This window comes from Natronomonas moolapensis 8.8.11 (assembly GCF_000591055.1).
GTDB lineage: Archaea > Halobacteriota > Halobacteria > Halobacteriales > Haloarculaceae > Natronomonas > Natronomonas moolapensis.
In genome coordinates this window covers 277,095-298,549 of record NC_020388.1, presented here as the reverse complement: position 1 = coordinate 298,549, position 21,455 = coordinate 277,095, and the positions used below count along the sequence as shown (strand labels likewise).

General features: G+C 61.7%; 23 protein-coding genes, 1 tRNA gene and 1 pseudogene. 18 read left to right on the top strand and 7 right to left on the bottom strand.

Annotation, left to right across the window (positions count from 1 at the left end):
• Positions 1 to 117: 117 nt before the first annotated feature.
• Positions 118 to 1,131 carry a DUF5787 family protein gene (locus NMLP_RS01490; protein WP_173400746.1) on the top strand — a complete coding sequence of 338 codons (1,014 nt, stop codon included), beginning with the start codon at positions 118 to 120 and terminating at the stop codon, positions 1,129 to 1,131.
• On the opposite strand, the gene NMLP_RS01485 is transcribed toward NMLP_RS01490, so the two are convergent.
• Together NMLP_RS01485 and thsB are read right to left on the bottom strand one after the other, a co-directional pair.
• On the bottom strand, positions 1,128 to 1,613 hold the full coding sequence (locus tag NMLP_RS01485; RefSeq protein WP_015408355.1) for a DUF5797 family protein: 486 nt from the start codon (positions 1,611 to 1,613) through the stop codon (positions 1,128 to 1,130). The two genes, NMLP_RS01490 and NMLP_RS01485, sit on opposite strands and share 4 nt — an antisense overlap.
• A gap of 88 nt (positions 1,614 to 1,701) precedes the next feature.
• Positions 1,702 to 3,384: a thermosome subunit beta gene (gene thsB / locus NMLP_RS01480; RefSeq protein WP_015408354.1), complete on the bottom strand. Its 1,683-nt coding sequence runs from the start codon at positions 3,382 to 3,384 to the stop codon at positions 1,702 to 1,704.
• Positions 3,385 to 3,820: 436 nt separating this feature from the next.
• Here thsB and NMLP_RS01475 point away from each other — a divergent pair, with 436 nt between their 5' ends.
• The 9 genes from NMLP_RS01475 to NMLP_RS01435 all read left to right on the top strand — a co-directional run bounded on the left by NMLP_RS01475 (position 3,821) and on the right by NMLP_RS01435 (position 11,596).
• Positions 3,821 to 4,354 (top strand): 50S ribosomal protein L16, encoded by a 534-nt coding sequence (locus tag NMLP_RS01475; protein WP_015408353.1) that lies wholly within the window; start codon positions 3,821 to 3,823, stop codon positions 4,352 to 4,354.
• Between the two features lie 3 nt (positions 4,355 to 4,357).
• A complete protein-coding gene (locus tag NMLP_RS01470) occupies positions 4,358 to 5,113 on the top strand; it encodes a creatininase family protein (RefSeq protein WP_015408352.1) in 756 nt (251 codons plus the stop codon).
• A gap of 66 nt (positions 5,114 to 5,179) precedes the next feature.
• The gene (locus tag NMLP_RS01465) at positions 5,180 to 5,611 is read left to right on the top strand and encodes a universal stress protein (RefSeq protein WP_015408351.1); all 432 of its coding nucleotides are present in this window, start codon (positions 5,180 to 5,182) and stop codon (positions 5,609 to 5,611) included.
• A gap of 88 nt (positions 5,612 to 5,699) precedes the next feature.
• Positions 5,700 to 7,721: a bacterio-opsin activator domain-containing protein gene (locus tag NMLP_RS01460; protein WP_015408350.1), complete on the top strand. Its 2,022-nt coding sequence runs from the start codon at positions 5,700 to 5,702 to the stop codon at positions 7,719 to 7,721.
• 122 nt (positions 7,722 to 7,843) lie between these two features.
• On the top strand, positions 7,844 to 8,698 hold the full coding sequence (locus tag NMLP_RS01455) for a lycopene cyclase domain-containing protein (RefSeq protein ID WP_015408349.1): 855 nt from the start codon (positions 7,844 to 7,846) through the stop codon (positions 8,696 to 8,698).
• Between the two features lie 21 nt (positions 8,699 to 8,719).
• Complete coding sequence (locus NMLP_RS01450) at positions 8,720 to 9,790, top strand: Brp/Blh family beta-carotene 15,15'-dioxygenase (protein ID WP_049925998.1); 1,071 nt, start codon at positions 8,720 to 8,722, stop codon at positions 9,788 to 9,790.
• Between the two features lie 45 nt (positions 9,791 to 9,835).
• A complete protein-coding gene (locus NMLP_RS01445; protein WP_015408347.1) occupies positions 9,836 to 10,261 on the top strand; it encodes an SRPBCC family protein in 426 nt (141 codons plus the stop codon).
• Positions 10,262 to 10,584: 323 nt separating this feature from the next.
• Positions 10,585 to 11,406 carry a bacteriorhodopsin gene (locus NMLP_RS01440; protein ID WP_049926625.1) on the top strand — a complete coding sequence of 274 codons (822 nt, stop codon included), beginning with the start codon at positions 10,585 to 10,587 and terminating at the stop codon, positions 11,404 to 11,406.
• Between the two features lie 105 nt (positions 11,407 to 11,511).
• Positions 11,512 to 11,596 (top strand) — tRNA-Ser (locus NMLP_RS01435).
• 85 nt (positions 11,597 to 11,681) lie between these two features.
• Here the strand turns inward: NMLP_RS01435 and NMLP_RS01430 are convergent.
• Both NMLP_RS01430 and NMLP_RS01425 read right to left on the bottom strand, forming a co-directional pair.
• The gene (locus NMLP_RS01430; protein WP_015408345.1) at positions 11,682 to 11,918 is read right to left on the bottom strand and encodes a hypothetical protein; all 237 of its coding nucleotides are present in this window, start codon (positions 11,916 to 11,918) and stop codon (positions 11,682 to 11,684) included.
• A 75-nt stretch (positions 11,919 to 11,993) separates the two neighbouring features.
• Positions 11,994 to 12,281, bottom strand: a complete 288-nt coding sequence (locus tag NMLP_RS01425) for a hypothetical protein (protein WP_015408344.1) — start codon at positions 12,279 to 12,281, stop codon at positions 11,994 to 11,996.
• A 59-nt stretch (positions 12,282 to 12,340) separates the two neighbouring features.
• On the opposite strand from NMLP_RS01425, the gene NMLP_RS01420 reads away from it, so the two are divergent.
• The 3 genes from NMLP_RS01420 to NMLP_RS01410 all read left to right on the top strand — a co-directional run bounded on the left by NMLP_RS01420 (position 12,341) and on the right by NMLP_RS01410 (position 14,610).
• Positions 12,341 to 12,778, top strand: coding sequence for a bifunctional nuclease family protein (locus tag NMLP_RS01420; protein ID WP_015408343.1), 438 nt, complete (start codon positions 12,341 to 12,343; stop codon positions 12,776 to 12,778).
• A gap of 178 nt (positions 12,779 to 12,956) precedes the next feature.
• Positions 12,957 to 13,349: an IS200/IS605-like element ISNamo19 family transposase gene (gene tnpA, locus NMLP_RS01415; protein ID WP_015408342.1), complete on the top strand. Its 393-nt coding sequence runs from the start codon at positions 12,957 to 12,959 to the stop codon at positions 13,347 to 13,349.
• A gap of 1 nt (position 13,350) precedes the next feature.
• A complete protein-coding gene (locus NMLP_RS01410) occupies positions 13,351 to 14,610 on the top strand; it encodes an RNA-guided endonuclease TnpB family protein (RefSeq protein WP_015408341.1) in 1,260 nt (419 codons plus the stop codon).
• A 97-nt stretch (positions 14,611 to 14,707) separates the two neighbouring features.
• On the opposite strand, the gene NMLP_RS15340 is transcribed toward NMLP_RS01410, so the two are convergent.
• Together NMLP_RS15340 and NMLP_RS01405 are read right to left on the bottom strand one after the other, a co-directional pair.
• Positions 14,708 to 14,878, bottom strand: a complete 171-nt coding sequence (locus NMLP_RS15340) for a DUF7556 family protein (RefSeq protein ID WP_015408340.1) — start codon at positions 14,876 to 14,878, stop codon at positions 14,708 to 14,710.
• Between the two features lie 131 nt (positions 14,879 to 15,009).
• A pseudogene (locus NMLP_RS01405) lies at positions 15,010 to 15,168 on the bottom strand (DUF7097 family protein); the annotation flags it as partial.
• A gap of 169 nt (positions 15,169 to 15,337) precedes the next feature.
• Between NMLP_RS01405 and NMLP_RS01400 the strand changes: the two are divergent.
• The 4 genes from NMLP_RS01400 (at position 15,338) to NMLP_RS01385 (ending at position 17,303) form a co-directional block, all read left to right on the top strand.
• Positions 15,338 to 15,643: an EF-hand domain-containing protein gene (locus NMLP_RS01400; RefSeq protein ID WP_015408339.1), complete on the top strand. Its 306-nt coding sequence runs from the start codon at positions 15,338 to 15,340 to the stop codon at positions 15,641 to 15,643.
• 32 nt (positions 15,644 to 15,675) lie between these two features.
• Positions 15,676 to 16,023: a DUF6908 domain-containing protein gene (locus NMLP_RS01395; RefSeq protein ID WP_015408338.1), complete on the top strand. Its 348-nt coding sequence runs from the start codon at positions 15,676 to 15,678 to the stop codon at positions 16,021 to 16,023.
• 184 nt (positions 16,024 to 16,207) lie between these two features.
• The gene (locus NMLP_RS01390; protein ID WP_152024085.1) at positions 16,208 to 16,417 is read left to right on the top strand and encodes a hypothetical protein; all 210 of its coding nucleotides are present in this window, start codon (positions 16,208 to 16,210) and stop codon (positions 16,415 to 16,417) included.
• 472 nt (positions 16,418 to 16,889) lie between these two features.
• Complete coding sequence (locus NMLP_RS01385; protein WP_015408336.1) at positions 16,890 to 17,303, top strand: hypothetical protein; 414 nt, start codon at positions 16,890 to 16,892, stop codon at positions 17,301 to 17,303.
• 54 nt (positions 17,304 to 17,357) lie between these two features.
• Here the strand turns inward: NMLP_RS01385 and NMLP_RS16245 are convergent, their stop codons facing one another.
• Positions 17,358 to 17,507, bottom strand: a complete 150-nt coding sequence (locus NMLP_RS16245) for a DUF7837 family putative zinc-binding protein (RefSeq protein WP_015408335.1) — start codon at positions 17,505 to 17,507, stop codon at positions 17,358 to 17,360.
• 204 nt (positions 17,508 to 17,711) lie between these two features.
• Here NMLP_RS16245 and NMLP_RS01380 point away from each other — a divergent pair, with 204 nt between their 5' ends.
• Positions 17,712 to 21,425, top strand: coding sequence for a helicase-related protein (locus tag NMLP_RS01380; protein WP_015408334.1), 3,714 nt, complete (start codon positions 17,712 to 17,714; stop codon positions 21,423 to 21,425).
• Positions 21,426 to 21,455: the final 30 nt, after the last annotated feature.

Sequence of the window (21,455 nt, the reverse complement as noted above, 5' to 3'; positions counted from 1 at the left end):
CATCCACTCCCGTCCCGTTCCGTTTCCGTTCTCCCGTCCCGCCGCAGCCTCAGCTCCGGCCCCGGAACGGCATCGACGGCCGAACCGCTTACATCGCACGCTCGCTGAGTGTCGGTCGTGAAGGAGTTCGGCTTCGAGTTACGGGTCTGTGCGTGGGCCGAGCGGAACTGGCCGCCGGGGGCGACCGCTGTGGGGGCCCCGATCGTCGCCCGCCAGCTCGGGACGAAACGCCGACGCTGGGACACGATCGTCGTCGAGACCGCCGAGTCGGGTCTGGAAGAGCGCGCGCCGTTCGGCGGGGCCCGCCTCGGGTCGGAGTTGCTGTTTCTCGCCCGGCACGCGCCGGCGTCGTGGGCGTACTACCGGGAGTGTCTCCCCGATCCCGGCTACCCCTGGCGGTACGTCCGGGAGGCGATCCACGAGGCCGACGACCGGGGGTTCCTCGAGACGCGGCGGGACGGAAACCGTATCGAGATCAGGCGGCGCTATCGCTACCCGGCGTGGGTCGACCGGATCGTCGCGATCGAGAACAAGCCGGACCTCGACGCCGCGGCCGCGCGACGGCTCGGCGAACAGCTCGAACACGACGTGGCGCTCGGGCTCGCCGACGAGGTCTGGTTGGCGACCGAGACCACGGCGGAGGGGGTCGAACCCGCGTTACTGGAGGCGATGCCGGTCGAGGTGGGGATCCTCGTCGTCTCGCCCGAGTCCGGATCGCGGTCCTGCGAGCCGGTCTGGCGCCCCCGGACGCTGGCTGCCGCGGAGCCCGGCACCCGGATCCTCGATCGGCCCGGCGACGGCCGCTCGGCCGCGCGCTTCGAGTACGCCGATCCCACCTGGAAGCGCCGAAAGCGCCTCGAGATCGCCGAGCGAGCGTACGAGCGCGGCTGGCGATCCTACGCGGGGACGATGCGCCCCGACTGTCGACACTTCGAGTTGACGGACCCGACGGGACCGTTCCCGCGGTGCGCCGCGAAGGGGCGGCCACAGACCGCCGCGGAGTGTTCGGGATCGTGCTCGTTGTTCGAGCCCGAACCGCCGGCCTGGCGCGACGGCGGGTGGCCGATCGCGGGCGGGCCGGGTCGGGCGGCCAAGCGACTGCTCGACCGGAAACGGGACCGCAGACGCTAGGTGTCCTCGCTCGGCGCGTCGAGCACCTCGACGTCGATCGACGACCGCTGCGTCGCGAGCCGGAACGTCGGTACGGTCTTGCGGACGATCTCGACGATCCCCTTGTCGGCCAGCCCTCGAAGGGCCGAGCGGGCCGAATCGACGTCGGCCTCGACGCCGCGGTCCTCGAGAGCGTGCAACACCGAGACGACGCTTTGGGGTTCCTCCTCGGGGCCGGCGAGAGTGTCGATGACCTCGGCCTGCAGCGGCGGCACCCCTACTACGTCGTTGAGTTCGATCCCGACGAGCTCGGCCGCTTCCGGCGTCGCCCGGATCAGGCTGTCCTCGTCGCGGTAGTAGTACTCCTTCAGCTCCGATTCGAGGTAGCTGTGGACCTCGCTGCCGCTTTCGAGCCCCCAGCGGTCCTGTAACTCTCCGTTTTTCGTCGGCTGTAGCGTGACGATGTCCGTCAGGCGGGACGTCGCTTCCTCCGAGAGCGTCATCGTCGGCCGATACGTGCGGTCGGGTACAAAAATGGTCGTCTTGGGGAGCGCACGAACGAACGCGGGCGGAGCGGGGACGCGTCCGGCCTTACATCATGCCGCCCATGCCGCCGCCCATACCGCCCATGCCCCCGGCGCCGCCGGGACCGCCGGCGCCGCCTTCGGGCTCTTCGCCCTCGGTCGAGAGGTCGCCCGCGGCGATGATGTCGTCGATCTTCAGGACGAGGTTCGCGGCCTCGGCGGCCGAGGAGATGCCCTGCTGTTTGGCGTGGGCTGACTCGACGACGCCGGCCTCGAAGGTATCGACGACGTCGCCGGTGAAGACGTCGAGACCGGCGGTCTCGTCGCCGTCGTCGTGGGCCGCACGCAGGTCGACGAGCGTGTCGATCGAATCGAGTCCGGCGTTCTCCGCGAGGACGCGCGGGACGAGTTCGAGGGCGTCGGCGAAGGCCTCGACGGCGAGTTGCTCGCGACCGGAGACGCTGTCGGCGTACTCGCGGACGCGGCGGGCGACCTCGACCTCGATGGCGCCGCCGCCGGCGAGCACGCGGCCGTCGGAGACCGTCTGGGCGACGACGTCGAGGGCGTCACCGATACCGCGTTCGAGTTCGTCGACGACGTGTTCGGTCGAGCCGCGGAGCAGAAGCGTCACGCCGTGGGTCTCGTCGGCGAGCCCCTCGACGTAGAACAGTTCGTCGGCCTCGTCGTACTCGACGCTCGCGGAGCCGAGCGTCGCCTCGCCGACCGCGTCGAGGTCGGAGACGATGTCGCCGCCGGTGACCTCACGCAAAAACGAGAGGTCGCTCTTTTTGACGCGGGAGGCCGCGAGGATGCCCTGCTTCGCGAGGAAGTGCTCTGCGAGGTCGTCGATGCCCTTCTGGCAGAAGACGACGTCCGCGCCGGCCTCGGCGATGGCGTCGACTTTCGCTTTGAGCTGTTCTTCCTCTTTGTCGATGAACGTCTGGAGCTGGTCGGGGCTGTCGAGTTGGAGGTTGGCGTCGGCGTCGGTGTCCTCGATCTCGATGGCTTCGTCGACGAGGAGTACGTCCGCGTCCCCGGCCGAGACCGGCATCTCCTCGTGGGCCGGGCTCTTGTCGACGACCGCGCCGTTGAGCAGTTCGGACTCGCCGGCCGAACGACCGGTCTGGGTCTCGACGTTGACGTACTCGAGATCGACGATCGTCTCGCCGTCGTCGGCCTCGACCGTGACGGCCTGGACCGCGTCGACGACGAGTCGGGCGAGAACGTCCTTTTCGAGTTCGGCGCCCTTGCCCGTCATCGACGTCTCGGCGACCTGTCGGAGCAGGTCGGTGTCCTCGCTGTCGACGTCGTTGGCGACGTTGTCGACTTCCTCGCGGGCGCACTCGCTCGCGAGGTGGAACCCCTTGATCATCGCCGTCGGATGGATGTCCTGCTCGAGGAGGTCCTCGGCGTTCTTCAGCAGTTCGCCGGCGATGGAGACCGCCGTCGTCGTGCCGTCGCCCGCCTCGTCCTCTTGGGTCTCTGCGACCTGGACAATCATTTCCGCGGTCGGGTTGTCGATGTCCATCTCCTGAAGGATGGTGACGCCGTCGTTCGTGACGGTGATGTCGCCCATCGAGGAGACGAGCATCTTGTCCATTCCCTTCGGGCCGAGCGTCGAGCGTACCGCCTCGGCGACCGCTTTCGCCGCCGCAATGTTGTGCGATTGGGCGTCGCGGTCTTTCATCCGCTGGGAGTCCTCGCCGAGAATGATCATGGGCTGGCCGCCCATTCGTTGCTGTTGGCTCATAGTCGTCCGAATGATTGTCTGCGGTTCTATATAAATGTGTCTGATGTCGGACGGAGAGGGGCTCCCGCGAATCCTCCGGGCGTTTCGTCAAAACACGCAGACAGCGCAGTTGTGGTAACGGTTAACTTGGTCGAGATGGCGGGCGACGCACGCGAGGTTCGTGCCGGTCGGGATTGGGGTTTATAAATGGCCTCGGCGACGGAACGCGTCGCCGGCCGCTCGGGACGCTCCCCGCCCGTCGGGAGCGAAAACGCTCGGCTCCGTCGGTGGTCGGCTTCGGGTCCGAACGACCCAGCTTCGAGTCCGAACGGCCGGATGTGGCCTCGTCGGATGGGGTTCCCCGCGCATCGAGGCCGGCGTTTCCGCCCGCTTGGCCGTCTCGTGCGGTCGTCGCTTCGACGCCTTTATTACCGAACTGACCCTCAGACGACGTACTATGAGTGACAAGCCGGCATCGATGTATCGGGACATCGACAAGCCCTCCTACACCCGACGGGAGTACATTACGGGCATTCCCGGGTCGAAGGTGGCCCAGTACAAAATGGGTAACTTCGACGCCGATCCCGACAGCTACGAGGTCCAGATCAGCCTCCTCGTCGACGAGGAGGTCCAGATTCGCCACGGCTCGCTCGAGGCGTCCCGGCTCTCGGCGAACCGCCGTATGCTCAAGGAGCTCGGCGAGGACGGCGACTACAAGATGATCCTCCGGAAGTTCCCCCACCAGGTCATTCGGGAGAACAAGCAAGCGACCGGCGCCGGCGCCGACCGTGTCTCGGACGGAATGCGGCAGTCCTTCGGCAAGATCGTCGGCACGGCCGCCCGGATCGGGAAGGGCGAGCGCCTCTTTACTATCTGGTGTAACCCCGAGGACGCCGAGATCGCAAAGGACGCCCTCCGGCGCGCGTACAACAAGATCTCCCCGCCGTGTACGGTTCGCGTCGAGCGCGGCGAGGATCTGCTGATCGCGTAGGGAATGCGACTCGCCGAGTCGACGTGGACTGACGCCCGCGACGCCGACACCGACCTCGCGCTTTTGCCCGTCGGCAGCACCGAACAGCACGGTCCCCACGCGCCCTTGGGCGTCGACTCGACGACCGCCGCCGCCATCGCCGACGCGGGGGCGGACCGATACGCCGACTCGACCGGCGAGCGTCCGGTCGTCGCCCCGACGATCCCCGTCGGGATCGCGGAGGAACACCGCGGCTTCGAGGGAACGCTTTGGGTCTCGCCGGACACCTTCCGATCGTACGTCCGCGAGACGCTCGAGAGCCTCGCCGCGAGCGGCTTCGATCGGATCGTCGTCGTCAACGGCCACGGCGGCAACACCGACGCGATCCGCGAACTCTGTGCGCGTGCGAGCCGCAGCGGCGACGCCTACGCCGTCGGCTACACCTGGTTCGACGCGGTGGATTTCGACGCCTTCGGGCACGCCGGCCCGGCCGAAACCGCCGTGATCCGCCACCTCGACCCCGGCTCGGTCCGCGAGGGCCGCCTCGACGCCGCCGCCGCGGGCGCGGCCGAGGGGTGGGGCGAGTGGATCGCTGGCACCAACCTCGCACACGATTCCGACTCGTTCACCGACAACGGCGTCGTCGGCGACCCCCGTGACGGCGACGCCGACCTAGGTGCGGAGCTGCTCGCGGCGGCGGCCGATCGCCTCGCCGAACTGCTCGCGGCGGTCGCGACCCGCGAACTCGATGCGGATGCCGGCTCCGATTCCGACCGCTGAGACTCCCGACCGCAGGGGCCGACATCGACGTCCGGGTTTATCATTTCGGCCGGTCTATCGGCGCCCATGTACGGGACGATACTGTTCGCGACCGACGGCAGCGACGGCGCCGAAGCCGCACTCGATCACGCCCTCGAACTCGCCGCTTCGACGGGGGCGACGCTCCACGTCGTTTCGGTGGTCGAGACTCGAACCGCCTACGACAACGCCATCATCGACCCCACGGAGGTCCGGGCGAACCTCAGAGCCGACGCCGAGGCTGCCGTCGAACGCGCCGCCGAGGCCGCCGCCGCGACCGACGTCGAGTGCCGGACGACCGTCCTCGAAGGACCGCCCTACGAGCGCGTCCTCGAAGCGATCGACGACATCGGGGTCGACGCGGTCGTCGTCGGTGCGACGGGTCGATCGGGGTTCAAGCGCCTCGTGTTGGGGAGTACGGCCGAGCGACTCCTGGAGGCTGCGCCGGTCCCGGTCGTCGTTATCGGCGGCGACTGCTGATGCAGCCGGTCCCGTCGCGTCCGGGCAGCCGTCGTGCCGTCTCCCCCGCCGAGGCCCTTTTTAATGCCCGGCCCCTACGTGAACGTCAATGCTCGCATTCGACGTGCTCTTGGTCGGTACGGCGCCCTCTCGTCCCGCTGTTTCGGAGGCGTTCCCCGAAGAACTCGTCGAGACGAGGACGGCCTCGGGGGTCGACGACGCTCTTGAGGCGCTCGACGGTGACGATGTGGACTGCGTCGTCACCGACTACGCACTCGGCGAGCGCGACGGGATCGACCTCCTCGGTTCGGTCCGAGAAGCGTTCCCGGAACTGCCGGTCGTCCTCTACACGGCCGACGGGGACGAGGCCGTCGCCGAGGCGGCGATCGACGCCGACGTGACCGCCTACGTTGCCGCCAGCGACGACCCGGCCGAGGACGGAATCGTCGACAGAGCGATCGAGCAGGCCCGGCGGAACCACGTCTCGGCAACGGTCGAGGAGTCGGACCCGACGGCCGCGAATCTGAAACTCGCCGAGTTGGCGATGGACGAGGCCCCGGTCGGCATCACGATCGCAGACCCACACGAACCCGACGAGCCGCTGATCTACGTCAACGAGGCGTTCGAGCGCCTCACCGGCTACGACACCTACGACATCCTCGGCCGGAACTGTCGGTTCCTCCAGGGCGAGGGGACCGACCCCGAGACGGTCGATCGCCTCCGGCAGGCCGTCGACAACGAGCGGTCTATCTCCGTCGAGATACTCAACTACCGAAAGAACGGCGAGCCCTTCTGGAACCAATTGAGCGTCGCCCCCGTCCACGACGACGGTGAACTCACGCACTACCTCGGCTTCCAGACGGACGTCACGGAGCGAAAGGAGGTCGAACTCCGCGCGCGGCGACAGGCCGAGAAGCTCCGCGCCGACCGGCGGGCCAGAGAGCGTCTCCTGGCCCGGATCGACGGCATCGTCCAACACGTGACCGCCGCGACGGTCGAAAGCACTTCCAGGGCGGAACTCGAAGAGCGCGTCTGTACGGCGGTCCTCAAGACCAACGACTACGAAGCCGCGTGGTTCGGCACCCGGCAGGCAACGAGTGACCGCATCGTCGCCGGCGAGCGGGCCGGCTGCGGCGGGGTCGAGGAGCTCTTCGTCCCGGCGGACGCCTCCGAAGACCCCGTCAACGAAGCCATAAGAACCGGATCCGTGACCATCGCCGAGACCGAGTCGCTCCCCTCGGACGCCTCACACCATCGTTTTGCACCCCCTCAAGGCGGTGTCGCGTCGATCCCGTTGCGGTACCGCGACGCCGACTACGGCGTCTTGGTCGTCTACGTCTCGCAGGCCGCCCCGCTCGACGACCACGAGACCGCGGTGTTCGAGGCGCTCGGGCGCGTGATCGGGACCGGCATCAACGCCCTCCAGAACCAGCGGCTGTTGGCGACCGACGAGTACACCGAGTTGACGTTCACCGGCGGGCCTCCGGCCCCCGTGATCGCCGAACTGTCCGACCGCGTGGGCTGTGAGATTACGTATCGAGGGGCCGTCTCCAGGAGCGACGGCCGGTTCGTCCTCTCGGTCGTCGCCTCCGGGGCCGACGCCGAGGCCATTGAGGGGGCGGCCCAGACGCTTGAGGATCCACCTGAGGTGCATACGGTGGCCACGTACGACGACGCGTGTCTCCTCGAGATCGTCCCGGCCGGCGAGTCGATCGTCCGGACGGTACTAGATCACAACGGTTCGATCCGAGGGCTGACCGCCGACGGTGACCACGTCGAACTCCGTATCCAGGTCCCCCGGACGGCCAACCCGAACATGGTCGTCGAGACCGTTATCGACCGCTACGGTGGCCTCTCGTTGGCCGCACAGCGGCGCCGGGAGCGGGACCCGAACTCCCGGACCGAGCTCGCCGAGTCGCTCCGTGACGACCTCACCGACAGACAGCTCGAAACCGTTCAAAAGGCCTACTTGAGCGATTACTTCGAGTGGCCGCGCCCGGTCTCCGGCGAGTCGATCGCCGACTCGATGGGCATCACTCGCTCGACGTTCCACCAGCACCTGCGGGCCGCACAATCCAAAATTATGGGGGCGCTTCTCGAGGAGATCGAACCGCCGCCGCAGCCTAACTAGTGGGGCGGCGTCAATTTATATATCCCGGACGAAATTCACACCATGCACATCGATCCACGGTTCCGAACGTTCCTGCCGACGCCGCGCCCCGGGCCCGTCGGGACGGCCGGGCCGGGGGAACGATGACCCCCACGACGTACCTGGGGTTTCACCTCGCGTTTGTCGTACCGCCGGTGCTCGGCGTCGTTGCCGCGGCTTATTTCCGGCCCACCGCGCTGTGGGGGCGTGTCCCCTTCGTCGGCCTCGGGGTGATCCTCGCGCTGGCGGTCGGCTACACGACGCCGTGGGACTCACTTCTCATCCAATGGGGCGTCTGGAGCTACGGCGAGGGTGTCGTCTGGGCGTCCGCCAACGCCGTCCCCGCCGGGGAGTACGTGTTTTTTGTCCTCCAGCCGATCCTGGTCGCGCTGTGGCTCTACAACCTCGACGTTCCGACCGACGGCGACCTTCGGATCCCCATCCGAACGCGGCTTCTCGGTCTCGCGGCCGGGGTCGCCGTCGCCGCACTCGGGATCGGGCTGTTGCTTTCGGGCCCATCGACGCTGTATCTGGGGGCGATCCTCGCGTGGGCCAGCCCCGTCCTCGCTATCCAGTGGGCCTTCGGGTGGCCGCACCTGCTTCGCGCTCGACGGGCCGTCGCCGTCGGCATCGGCGTTCCGACCGTGTACCTGTGGGCGATCGACCGTTTCGCCATCACGAACGGTCTCTGGGCCCTCTCGGACACCTACACGCTCGGGATCGCACCGCTCGGTCTGCCGGTCGAGGAGGCGGTGTTCTTTCTGATCACGAACGTCTTCATCGTCCAGGGGCTGGTGTTGTACCTGTGGCTCGTCGACCAGTGGCCGACGGTCGCCTCCGACGTCCGCCGGGCCGCCCCGTCCGCTCTCAGGGGGTTGCTCCCGCCTGCCGACCCGCCGGTCGCGACGACCGACGCCGACGAGCGGCGGGCCGACAACCCCGACCGAACCACTACGTGAGTGCCGGCCCAAGCGAGTCCCGTGCCCGAACCACTCCCCGACCGCCCGACCCGACGCGCCCGCCACACCCCGTCCGACGCGCGGGCGGCGCTCTCCCGGCTCGCGTTCGTGCCTGGATGGGTCGTAGTCGCCCTCACGACGCTCGTCTTCGCGGCCGGCGTCTCCGTCCCGCTGGCGTATCAGTTGCTCCCGCTCGCGATCAGCGTCGCTTTCCTCGGGTTGCCACACGGTGCGGTCGATCACCTCGCGATACCTCGAACCTGCGGCGAGGCGGTCACCGGGCGGTGGCTGGCCGCCGTCGGCGCGCTGTATCTCGTCGTCGGCGGGGCCTACGCAGTCGTCTGGTTTCTCGCTCCGATCGTCGCTGTCGTCGGATTCATACTGTTGACGTGGGCTCACTGGGGGCAGGGCGACGTCTATCCCCTCGTCGCGCTCGCCGGCGGCGAGCATCCGGCGGGCCGGACCGGACGCCTCCTGACGGCTGCGACCCGGGGCTCGCTCCCGATGGCGGTCCCGTTCGTCGCGTTTCCCGACCAGTACGAACTCGTCGTCGCAACGCTGGCCGGGCTGTTCGATCCTGCGGCTCCGGCGGCGCTGTCGGCGCTCTTTACCCCGGCGGCGCGGGCCGCCGTCGCCGCCGTGGTCGCCGCACTCGTCTGTCTCTCCGTAGCCGTCGGGGTCGTCGCGACGGTCGGCGGGGACCGTCGCAGCCTCGCACTCGACGTTGCCGAGACCGGGCTGCTCGTCGCCTTCTTCGCGACCGTGCCGCCGATCCTCGCCGTCGGGCTGTACTTCTGTGTGTGGCACGCCCTCCGACATATCGTCCGTCTGCTCGCGGTCGACCCGGCCGCGGCTGGGTCGCTTCGGTCGCGGCGCTACGGGGCCGCGCTCGCCTCGTTCACGCGCGATGCGGCCCCGCTTACCGCCGCCTCCATCGGGCTACTCGTGCTTCTCTACGTCGCCGTTCCCGGGACCGTCACTGATCCGCTGGACCTCGTCGGAACCTATCTCGTGTTGATCGCGGTGTTGACGCTTCCGCACGTTATCGTCGTGGCCGTGATGGATCGCGAACAGGGCCTCTACGCCATGTAGCGTCCGATCCCCGGGGTATATTTTTGAGACGCTCCAACGGCGCTCATGGAGGCGACCGCGACCACGACCGTCGATCGCCCGCCCGAGGCGGCCTTCGAGTACATGGACGTTCCGGAGAACCAGGCCCGGATCTCCCCGCGGCTGAGCACAGTCGAGACGCTCGGCACGCTCGACAACGGCGGCAAACGCGCGCGCTACACCTATCAGCTGTTCGGCCTCCGGTTCGAGGGCGAGGTCTGCGGGATCGAACACGAGCCGCCCGAGCGGATCGTCTTCGAAATGACCGGCGACATCGAGGGTCGGATCGAGTGGAGCTTCGAACCGGTGGCCGAGGGGACGCGCGTGACCTACGCGGCCGCGTACGATCTCGGCCTCCCGGCCGCTCTCGAATCGATCCTCGGCCCGATCGCCGACCGGTTCAACCGCCGCGAGCTGGAACGGACCCTCGAAACCCTCCGGACGCGGCTATGACATCCACCCCGGACTAAACGGCTGGACTCTCTCGGTGGATAACGGTAGCGCCGCGACCGTCGGGCGTGTGGCGCTCGAACGCCCGACGGAGCGCGGTCGGGCGTCGGCCGGCAGCGCAGACGGTGCGACACGGAGACCGAAACATACGTATATGCGTATTTGCGAGTAGAAGCACACGTTCAGACGCGTCCGCAGCTCGCTGCTCCAACCAGTGTGGGTCGTCTTTTATATACCTAGTCGCCGAAAACTAGCGTAGTGTTATGACGCACCAGCAAATCCAGCTACCGGTGACTGAGTCGCCCGTCGCGTTGCAGCAAACGGCGGTGACGCAGACGGACCTCTTCGAGTACGTCCTCGGCGACCCCCTCCTCGCGAGTTCGCTGTACGTAAACATCGCGCTCGCGGGAGTGTCGCTTCTGCTCTTCGTATTTATGACGAAGGACCTCGAGGATCCACGGGCGCGGCTCATCGCCGTCTCGGTACTCCTCGTGCCGACCGTCTCCGTCGCGAGCTACACCGGGCTCGCCTCGGGACTCACGATCGGCATCCTCGAAATGCCGGCCGGGCACGCCGCCGAAGGTGCCTCCGTGATGATCGGCGGGGAACCGGTCGACGGCGTCGTCTCGCTGTGGGGCCGTTATCTGACGTGGGCGCTGTCGACGCCCGCGATCCTGCTCGCGCTCGGGTTGCTTGCGGGCTCCGATGCGACCTCGATCATCACCGCGATCACGTTCGACATCGCCATGTGTATCACGGGCCTCGCCGCCGCGTTGACGACGTCCTCGCACGCCCTGCGGTGGTTCTGGTACTTCATCAGCTGTGCGTGCTTTGCAGTCGTCGTCTACGTCCTGCTCGTGAAGTGGCCCGAGGACGCGGCGGCCGCCGGCACCGCGAGCATCTTCAACACGCTGAAGCTTCTGACGGTCGTCCTCTGGATCGCTTACCCGGTCGTGTGGGCACTTGGCGTCGAAGGGATCGCCGTCCTGCCGGTCGGCGTCACGTCGTGGGCCTACAGCCTGCTCGACGTGGTCGCGAAGTACGTCTTCGCGTTCTTGCTCTTGCGCTACGTCACCACCAACGAGCGCGTCGTTTCCGGCGACGTCCTGGACGTCCCGTCGGCCTCGGGGGCGCTCGCCGACGACTGATCGGCGACCGACGGCTTCCGAACGGCCGATCGCCGCCGGGCGCCGGGTGCCGCCGTGGCCGTCGATCGAAACGCATAAACTCGACACCGTCCGACGTGAAACAGAGCCGAGGTAGCCTAGCCCGGCCAAGGCGGTTGCTTCGAGAGCAACTGTCCATCAGGACACGTGAGTTCGAATCTCACCCTCGGCGCTTTTTTCAATGGCGATACCCCAGCAGCGCCGAGTGCGCCACGGATGGGCTCGGTGCAGTTACGACGGCCGTCTTTAGTCCCGAACTACGCGTTTCCGCCGCGGTCGTCCGCCCCGCCCGCGATGCCGCCCTCGATGGCGATCCAGCCCAGCGCGGAGATGAATATCACCGGTGGAATCAAAAGCAGCCCCCAGACGGGGTTCATATCCCACTGGAGTATCAAGACGACGTTCCCCACCCCGAGCACGAAGAGGGGAACGACTATCAGGGCCGCCTTCCGGCGTCTCCCGCCCCGTCGGTCCGTCCCGCGCTCGTCGTTCATGGCCTCGCTTGCGGCGGTTCGCTCAAAAGACCGCCGGTCCGCCGTCGCCCACGATCCGTCCTCTCCGGGCGGCCGTCACCGCCGCGTCGGGAGGCCGACCTGCTCGCCGGGCAGTTCCGCCTCGTTGTTCCGGCGACTGCTCCGGCGGGCCAAGAGATAGCCGTCGGCCTCGGTCGGGTCGAGCGGGTGGGCGTCCTGTACCCACAGCGTCCGGCCCTCGGGGCTGGCCGCGCGCGCGAACTCGCAGGCCGACGCCTTCGAGTCGAAGCGTCGGTGGCACCCCGACGCGGCGATCCACGCCCCGACCGTCCCGCTGGCTCGGCGGGCGGAGGGTTTCGCCGCGACCACGTAACCGTCTTCCATATCGGCGTCTCGACGCCGGAGGCGAAAAGCTTTGGTGGCGGTCGGCCGAATGCGAACTGATGGCACACGAGGCGACCGTCAGCGGGCTCGGGGTCAGCGCCGACGACGAGGGGGACGAACGTGCACCGGCAGTCGTCCTTCGGGCAGGGGGGCAGGCGCTTGCGATCTTCGTCAGCACCGACCAGGCGAAGTCCATCTCGCACGCCCTCGACGGTCGACCCTTCGAACGGCCGCTCACGCACGACCTGTTCGTCGAGATGCTGACGGAGTTCGGCGGGGCGATCGACCGGGTCCGCATCGACGACCTCTCCGGACGCACGTTCCTCGCGAAGGTCGACGCCGAGCGCTACGCCGGCGGGGAGCGACGCGAACTCACCTTCGACGCCCGCCCGAGCGACGCCATCGCCGTGGCGCTCAGAGTCGAGTGTCCGATCCTCGTCGGCGAGGCCGTCCTCGACGAGGCCGGCCGCCCGCCGGACGCCTTCGAAGTTCGATAGCGAAAACGGGGGCACCCCCGAGTGACGGCCGGCTATCTTTTTTCAAGGCAAGAATCCCGCCCTTCAGGGCGGGCGTGAAGCCGACAACTGCCTCACGTTCCACCGTCGGTTGCAGGCCGAATACCCCACGACGGCAAAACTTTATTAGAATTGGGTATGTAGAAATCAGTACGGCCAAATGAAGTATAACCTCGAAACCGGGTCGCACACAGTCTACGCGCTCCAATATCACTTTGTAACCGTCACAAAGTACCGCGCGGACATCCTCACCGACGAGATAGCCGAACGCATCGGTGAAATTGCCAGCGACATCACCGAGGATTTCGGCGTGAGCATCCAGAACGTCAACGGCGGTTCCGACCACGTTCACATCCTGTTCACGGCGAAGCCTACGACCAACCTCACCAAGTTCATCAACTCCCTCAAGGGCGTCACGTCCCGCAAAATCCGTGACGAGAACCCCGAGGTTCGGCAGGCGCTCGACAAGGCGTTCTGGCAACCGGGGTACTTCCTCGCTACTACTGGCCAAGTGAGCATCGACGTGCTGATGAAGTACGTGGAGAAACAGTAGCGTGTCTCCGACCGTCACGAAGACGTTGCAGGCGACGTTCGCGCCACCTACCGCGCACAAACAGGAGAAACTGAACGACCTACTCGACACGTACCGTGACGGCCTGCAAGAAGCGTTCGACGCCGGGGCGAGTACCATGTCGTCGGTGAGCGACATCGTGACGCCCTACGACCTGCCGTATCAGGCCAAAGCCGCACTCTGCAACTACATCCCGAAACTCCGCAAGACGTACAACGCGCAGGAGTTGGACGACGAACACCCGGTTCGGCTCACCAACCAAGCCGCGACGTTCGACCACTCGGAGGAGCGCGACTACGAGTTCACATGGTGGGTCCCCCGACCGGGGCGCGGGACGAACTTCTGGATACCGCTCCGCATCAACCCCGAACAGGAGGGGCTCTGGCACGACCTCGTATCGGAGGACGCGAAAGCGGGCGAGATACGGCTTCAACAGCACCGAACGAACTGGGTACTGCACGTCACCGTCGAGTACCCGGTCGAAGAACCAGTGGCGGACAGTGACATCACGCACATCGGCTTAGACATCGGAGAAACTGCCCTCATCACGGGCTGTGCCCTCAAGGACGGTTCTCCGACTGACCCGCTTGTGCGTAGCGGAAGCAGAGCGAAGCATCTCCGCAAAGAGATGTACACGACCCTGAAACGACTCCAAGAGCGTGACGCATCCGAGTGGCGTACCGACGAACGGTTTGCCCACTACCAGAACGCGCTCACCGACATCGTGGAGAAAGCGTCTCGGGAAGCCATCGAGTACGCCCAACAGTTCGAGAATCCGGTGTTGGTGATGGAGGACTTGACGTACATCCGTGAGCGTCTCGACTACGGGAAGTACATGAACCGTCGGCTTCACTCGTGGGCGTTTGCTCGACTGCAAGGGCGCATCGAGGACAAGGCGACGGAAGCAGGTATCCCGGTCGAGTACGTGAATCCGGCGTACACTTCGCAGACGTGCCACTCGTGCCACCGCATCGGTCGGCGGGACTCCCAAGCCGAGTTCCGGTGTCCGCACGACGACTGCCACGTTTCGACGTTTCAGGCCGACATCAACGCTTCCGCGAATATCGCACGACGGGTTGACCCGTGGGGAGAGAGCGTCCCGCTTGACAAGGCCGGACGCGATGACTCGCCTCGGGATGGGAGTCGTAGTGACACGGCCACGACTCACCGTGAGACGAGCGCACCAGCGCAGATGACACTCACGGCCTACGAAGAGTCGAAACCCTCTACCAGCGACGACTGACTGGTATTCCCCATGCATGGGAAGCCTCGCCGTCGCCGGGCTTCGCCCGGCTGCTTGAGGGATCTTCAGTCCCTCTCCGTTTACGGCGAGGAGGATGTCACCGGCAGGCTTCGACGGAGGCCTCCTGGCCCTCCGGGATCGCGATCCAGGCGTCGTCGGTGCCGACGTCTGCGATAATAAACGCCGACCGCCCCCCGCAGTAGTCGTAGGCACCTTGGACGCGCTCGCCGGCGTCACTTCCCACCGTACTTCCAGCGTTTTCGGCCATACCTGAACGAATGTATTGAAATACTAATAATCTTGCGGAACTCAGTCAGCATGGCGTTGGCGTGTCCCCGTTCAGGGGTTCGGACATCGGGGTGGCTCGACCGCCCTCGGGTCGCCCCCCGGGACGACCCGTCACCCGTCGTCGCCGTACCGGTCGGCGGCGGACTCGAAGGCGAACTCCGCGCGCTCGGCGGAGCGCCGGCCCTCGGCGGCCGCCAACGCTTCGGGGTCGGGTTCGACGTCGTCGTCGATCCGCGCCCACGAGTCGTGGACCTTCGCGTGACAGGTCTTGAGAACATATATACGATAGAAATACAATTAGAGCGTGTCTCGGCGTGTGCGTTTGGCAGGTTCTAAACACTCAAACAACCGCGTCAACCCTCGCCCCTGAGTCTGTGGTGACTGAGGACTCAATAATCGCCTCAGCAATTACTTGGGGTGATAGCGTGTATCTACGCCTATGACACAGGCAATCCCACGGCTTGACGACGACCTTGGTTTCGAGACGGTCAAACAAAGAATCACCGAGATGATAGACGAGATCGAGCAGGAGACGGAATCTTCGCTGAATGAAGACGAAAAACTCGAAGTAGCGAGTGAGATGATGGGCTCATTTACCCCTGACGAATTGGCGGACGGAGCTGGGGTTTCAGCTAACAGAGCACAGCAAAAAACCGACTACTGGCTTGCTATCGGGACGGTTGAAGCAGGAACGACGACTGAACACGGACACGTCGCGTATCGTGTCGTTCCCGACCCGACATAGCTCTTTTAGGGTTATTTTGAGTCGACTTCAGCGTGGTGAAATTCAGGAATATTATCACTTCTATCGTTAGTCAGCACGGCGAATCAATCGACTCTGAGTTCTATCTCGACATCGAGTCTGACTCGGACGAAATAATGGATTTGAGTATTGAACGACACGGGGACGAACTCACTATCTGCCAGTACTACCTCCAGCGGGGCGACCTGATGCGAGATCCCGAGATTAGGTTTCGAGTCGAATCAGACGGTGAATGGACGCCGATTGCGTATCGAATTGACGCTCTGAACGCATACGAATACAGCACCGAAGGGCTGGATATAGACGACGTGTTGGAGACGTGGGCAGAGAATCTGCGATCACAGGGATTTCTCGACAGCTAACTACCGCAGATGAGGGCGAGTAACTCCTTTAGGGTGGTATTGTGTCAGTTTCCCTGTGAACTATCAATATTCTAAGGGAGGTGAATTAGCATATGAATTGAATACTGACCTACTTGTCTGCGTCATTCAGGAGTTTGACCGTCCAGCTGACGAGGTTTTTGTAAACTTGGATGAGGAACTGACGGTGAACGACCTCTACTACGAGTGCTCTCCATCGGATGCGGTCTATGGCGTCGTCTATCTCCAAGCGGTCGACAGCAATAGCGTAGAGAAATCGCGGGATGAACTGGTTGAGATGGACAGAGAGGAACGGTACGACTATCTCTGGCACTCGGAGGTACAGGTGATGAGTCTCCCCGAATCACGACTTCTTTTTCAAGACTACCCACAGTAGCTGTGGCTGTGTTGAGGCTCCCCACTGAGCAACCAGAACCCATTAGCGATAATACATTTAGGGTGGTGTTGCGTTGATCCCAGCATAGGTGTATCAAAAAGGTGAGATATTACGAGATAGAGAAGAGAACTCTGAGGTAGTAGTAATCCAGACCGTATCGAAACGAGCCGACGAGTACGTGATTAGGGAGCGAGACCCCTCTGAGAATCGCTACTCGGATTTGACGGCGTACGATTTCAATTCTCGCTACGAGTACGTACAGCGTGGCGATGCTGTTGTGCGAGCCGTTTATGCGGACTCTTTACCGTCTAATCCTCACGAACTAACAGAGGAAGGGCGAACTCTTCTGGCTCAAAATGCCGATGCGAAGGTGTACGCTTTCCCTATCTCCCGTCTCGCTCCTATTGACGAATGAATTATCTCTACGCATCGCTCTCGAACCAGTTTCGACGTTCCACAGAACCAGAAAGTAATGACTGACGACAACTCAAACACTCCCGCTGGGGAGCACGAGCCGAGCATCGAAATGAAAATAGACTACGACGACTACGGTTTACATGAGCAAGAGTCTGCGACGACTATTATCCGCATAAGCCACGAGACGAGTCTATTCGAGCGGGTTGGGAAAATCGAATCCGTATCATCTGGAATCGTTCTGAAAGAGCATACCAGGCTGACCGATAACGTAGCCGACGACATAACGGAGGCGTACACGCCTATCCAGTTCATCTCAGCCCGCACAGACGGATTTGAGAGTCGAGTTGAGGAGGCTATCTTTGAGTTCGTGTATGATGAAAAGGTATCCGAAGAGTTGGCGGAGCGACTTGCTGAAACCCTTGCGGAGACGTTCTCAGATATATTTGATGGGCTCTCCTCCCATAGTTAGGATGAGAAGACCAGCCTCCGCTGGAATCGAGAATAACAGTTCTGGACACCACAGCTACTGTGGCTGAACAGGCTCTTCGCACTCGTAGCACTCAGCAAAGACCCGCGTTTCATTCTCGACCTTGTACTCAACGAGGATAGCTCCCGCTGTGATAGCCGACCCGCAGAACGGACACGTGCCGAGTTCCGACGCTGAGCTTGACATAGGGGTTGGAAAGGGGGAACTTGGAGCGTGTGATGGGTTCCAAGCTCCACGCAAATATTGACGCTCAATTCTTAAATCACTCAGGGGAGCACGGTGAAAGTGGCACCTACGCTAAGACCATATCGAACCGTTTGAGAGAGCTTGGATTACGTTCGTTCTCTTAACCCGTATAAATATTAAACGAGCGGGGAATACAGTAGTGATATGACAAACCTTGACCCTCTGATAGACAATACAGGCGAGAACTTAGCCGATGTATATAGCAAATTGGCACGGGACAGCAGAGAAATAAGACTCTGTACGGGCTACTTCTACGTTTCTGGTTTCAATCTGGTCAAGGAAGATCTTGAAAACCTCGCTGACCCTGATGATCTCGGCAGGGCACCTCTCCGTATTCTAATGGGAGCGACGAGCACCGATGCCAGAACTGCCGAGGAGATACAAGAGGGGATGAGCCTCAGGGAACGCATCCGAAAGTCGGTAGCTGAAGAAATAGAAGACCTGAACAAACCTCAAATAGAGAGGCTTGACAATCTGAAGGAGTTTATAGCCGAGAATAAGGTACAGATACGGGTACACGATCCAGATCAGGGTATTTTCCACTCGAAAGGAGCCTGTTTTCGTAGGGAAGAGAACGGAAGAGGTACCGCAACAACCGTGATAGGGTCATCCAACTTCTCCAAGAAGGGTCATACGCAAAACGTTGAACTCAACGTGATGACCGAAGAAAGGGATATAGCGGAGGAATTTGAGGGGTGGTTTGACAACTACTGGGCTAATTCTCAGGAGTTCAGTGAAGATCTCGTGGAAATCATAGATACCAATGAGAAGTATCAGGATTGGAAGGAAGAGCAGGAGGAAACGACGGAGGAGTTCGGTACCCACATAGAGCCTTTTGAGCTGTACAAAATGCTGGCATACGACGAACTCGGTGGAAAAGTGGACGAAGGCAGGGAGAGTCCGCTCTATTACTTCCAGCATATCGGTTATGAAAGTGCGAGGGAGAAACTCGACAAGTACAACGGATGTATAGTGAGCGACAGCGTCGGTCTTGGTAAGTCATTCGTCGGAGCAGAATTACTCGTTGATTACAGAAACCAAGCGAAAAACTGCCTTCTGGTAGTGCCTGCGAACCTCACAAAACAGTGGACTAACCTGCTTGAAGAGGACACAAACGAGGATGGAGACCCGTTCTTCAACCTACAAGTAGACGGAGAACACCTGCGGGTTATGAGTATCAGTAAGTTTCAGAACCTCACGAGAGAAGAGGTCGAAAACTTGGACGAACATTTCGATGTCATTCTGATTGACGAGGCTCATAGGTTCAGGAATATGGGTGAGTGGAAGGCTGACGCAACTTCTGACGAAGACTACAAAGGAACCAGACGGCACGCAAACCTCCGTATGTTGAAGGGGAACACTATGATAATGCTGACTGCTACCCCAATCAACAACACCGTCGAAGATCTTCAGAACCTGATTACCCTGTTCACGGGAGCTAATGAGATACGTAACAACGCTAATCTTGATTTTAGTTCCTTTGACGAGTACATAGACATTTCCGAGGACAGGAAGGAGCTTGTTTCAGGGGACGACGAGGTGAGTCAAAAGAGGCTTGACGAACTCAACAAACGCTTACAGACGCGTTCGGAAGAGATCTCGAAGATTCTCAACGAGGTGATGGTTCTTAGAACAAGGAACCACGTGAAAGACCAAATACAGGAGGAGGACGATATAGAGATCAGTTTCAAACCACCTGAGGTACACCCAGAGGAATACGAGCTCCCAAAGGCGTACAGACCCGTCTATGACTCCCTACCTAACGTTATGGACGCACTTCATCTTCCGCACATAACTATCAAGAATCCACAGGCAGGGATGACTCTCAAAGCACTTTATAAGCTTAATCTGCTAAAGCGTCTGGAATCCTCTACGTTTGCCTTCGTGAAGTCAATAGAGACGCTTCACGACAGCGAAACACGTCTTCTATCGCTACTTGAGAACTTCAAGGAAGACGTACATATAAGAGAGATACATACCGTTTCGAACGACAACGAAGAAGAGGAGACGGTTACCCTTGATGAGTACACTCAGAATGAGGAGGAAGCACAAGAACTGGAAAACACTCTTGAAGACCTCGGATTCGACCAAGGTTCGTTGCGAGAAGGTAGCCAAAAGGAGACACAGGAACTGGCGGACGCCACCGTCGGAGAGGTAATCAACTACATATACGAAGACCTGACTCTGTTAGCCTACTTCGTCTCGATGTTCATCGGGGATATTGGTGAACAGGCTTACCAAGTCAGAGATAACAGCGTAGAACTCAGAAGCTGGCTGGACTCCAAAGGCGTTGCCAACATACCCGATGTGCCAGAGGACGAACTAAACCCGACTCTATACCCGAACGCCGACCTTTCCGACGCACCAGAAAAAACAAGAGATTTCTACGAATCCGTCTTCGCTCTACGGGAGTTCAGAGACCCAAAAATAGATCGCCTCGTCAAGATACTCAACGAGAGCGAGGGGAAAGTACTCGTCTTTACACAATATCGAGCCACCGCCCGCTACGTACACTCTTCACTGTTGGGTCATTCTGATTCACCGATTACGTCCTCAAACTCCGCAGTTGTCGTTGGAGGCGACGATCACAAACAGGAGGTTATCAAACGGTTCGCACCTAATGCGTCGGGCTACCAGAGACAGCTAACTAAGTCTGGTGAGACAGAGTTACAGCATGTCGTTGCGACCGACACCCTGAGTGAGGGTGTTAATCTACAAGACGTAGAAACGGTTGTTAATTATGACCTGCCGTGGAATCCGATGCGTATCGTTCAAAGAGTAGGACGTGTGGACAGGATAGGCAATACGGACGACAAGTACGTTCACAACTTCCACCCTGACGGAGACATAGAGGCGACGATTAAACTACTCAAGAGGCTTCAAGCCAAAATAAGCGACATCGCATTAATCGTTGGAAAGGAGAACAACATACTTGATCCGAATGAGGACGATGTTTTGGAGAGGGCAGGTGTTGAGACTGAGAAGACGATAGGAGAGATCCAGAGAGATGAGATAGAGGACACGCTGAAGCGGTCGAGGGCAGTTAGAGATATTAACGAACTTGACGACACGAGGAGAAACGCAGTGTTCAGTCAGGCGGGTAGTGATGAAGAGAGGGCTTTCGAGAGGCTCTTACTCAGGGAAGAGTTGCTTGATGACCACGATCTTGAGCCAGAGGACTTTGAATACGCTGAGGAATACTTCGAGACCGCTCCTGACGAAAGAGACTTACTCTACACCTGTTACAACTACTTCAAGGGAACATTAGGAGCGGGTGTATTCGGTTTAGCACACATATGGTATGATGACAAGGACAGTCCGCTGAACAGGATAGAGAGGACACTCTGTCATGTACCGTTTGGAGGAGAACCGCAACACATCGGTAAAGTGAGAGCGTTCAATATTGACGCTGACACAGAGGGAAAGAGAGTTGCGATGGATGAAGAGGCAGTCTTAGAGAAGAGGACAGAAATAGAAGAGATTACCGAGGAGCGACGTGAGGAACTTGAGGCAGGTCAGAGCGAAGAACAATTCAAACAGGGGGGAAACATCTCCAAAGAGCAGGAACGGATAATCAGTTATCTGGAACATCTACATCAAAAAGAGGACATAGAGATGGCGGATAAATTGCGGGGAAGATTAGCTGATGTAGGTCTTGACCAGACAGACGAGGACAGAATCCTGCGTGAGACGTTCCGTGAGGACGAACGCACGCTTATGGACTGGGATACGGAGGACTTCTTTGAGGAAGTAGAGGAGTTTTTGAATGAGTACGTAGAGAAGTCGTATCAGGAAACTCTGGCAGGCACAAGCGGAGTTAATGCTGAACTGATGTGCTGGGGAGTTATCGAAGAGTAATTTGAGACGGTTATATGCTCTATCTTCTCC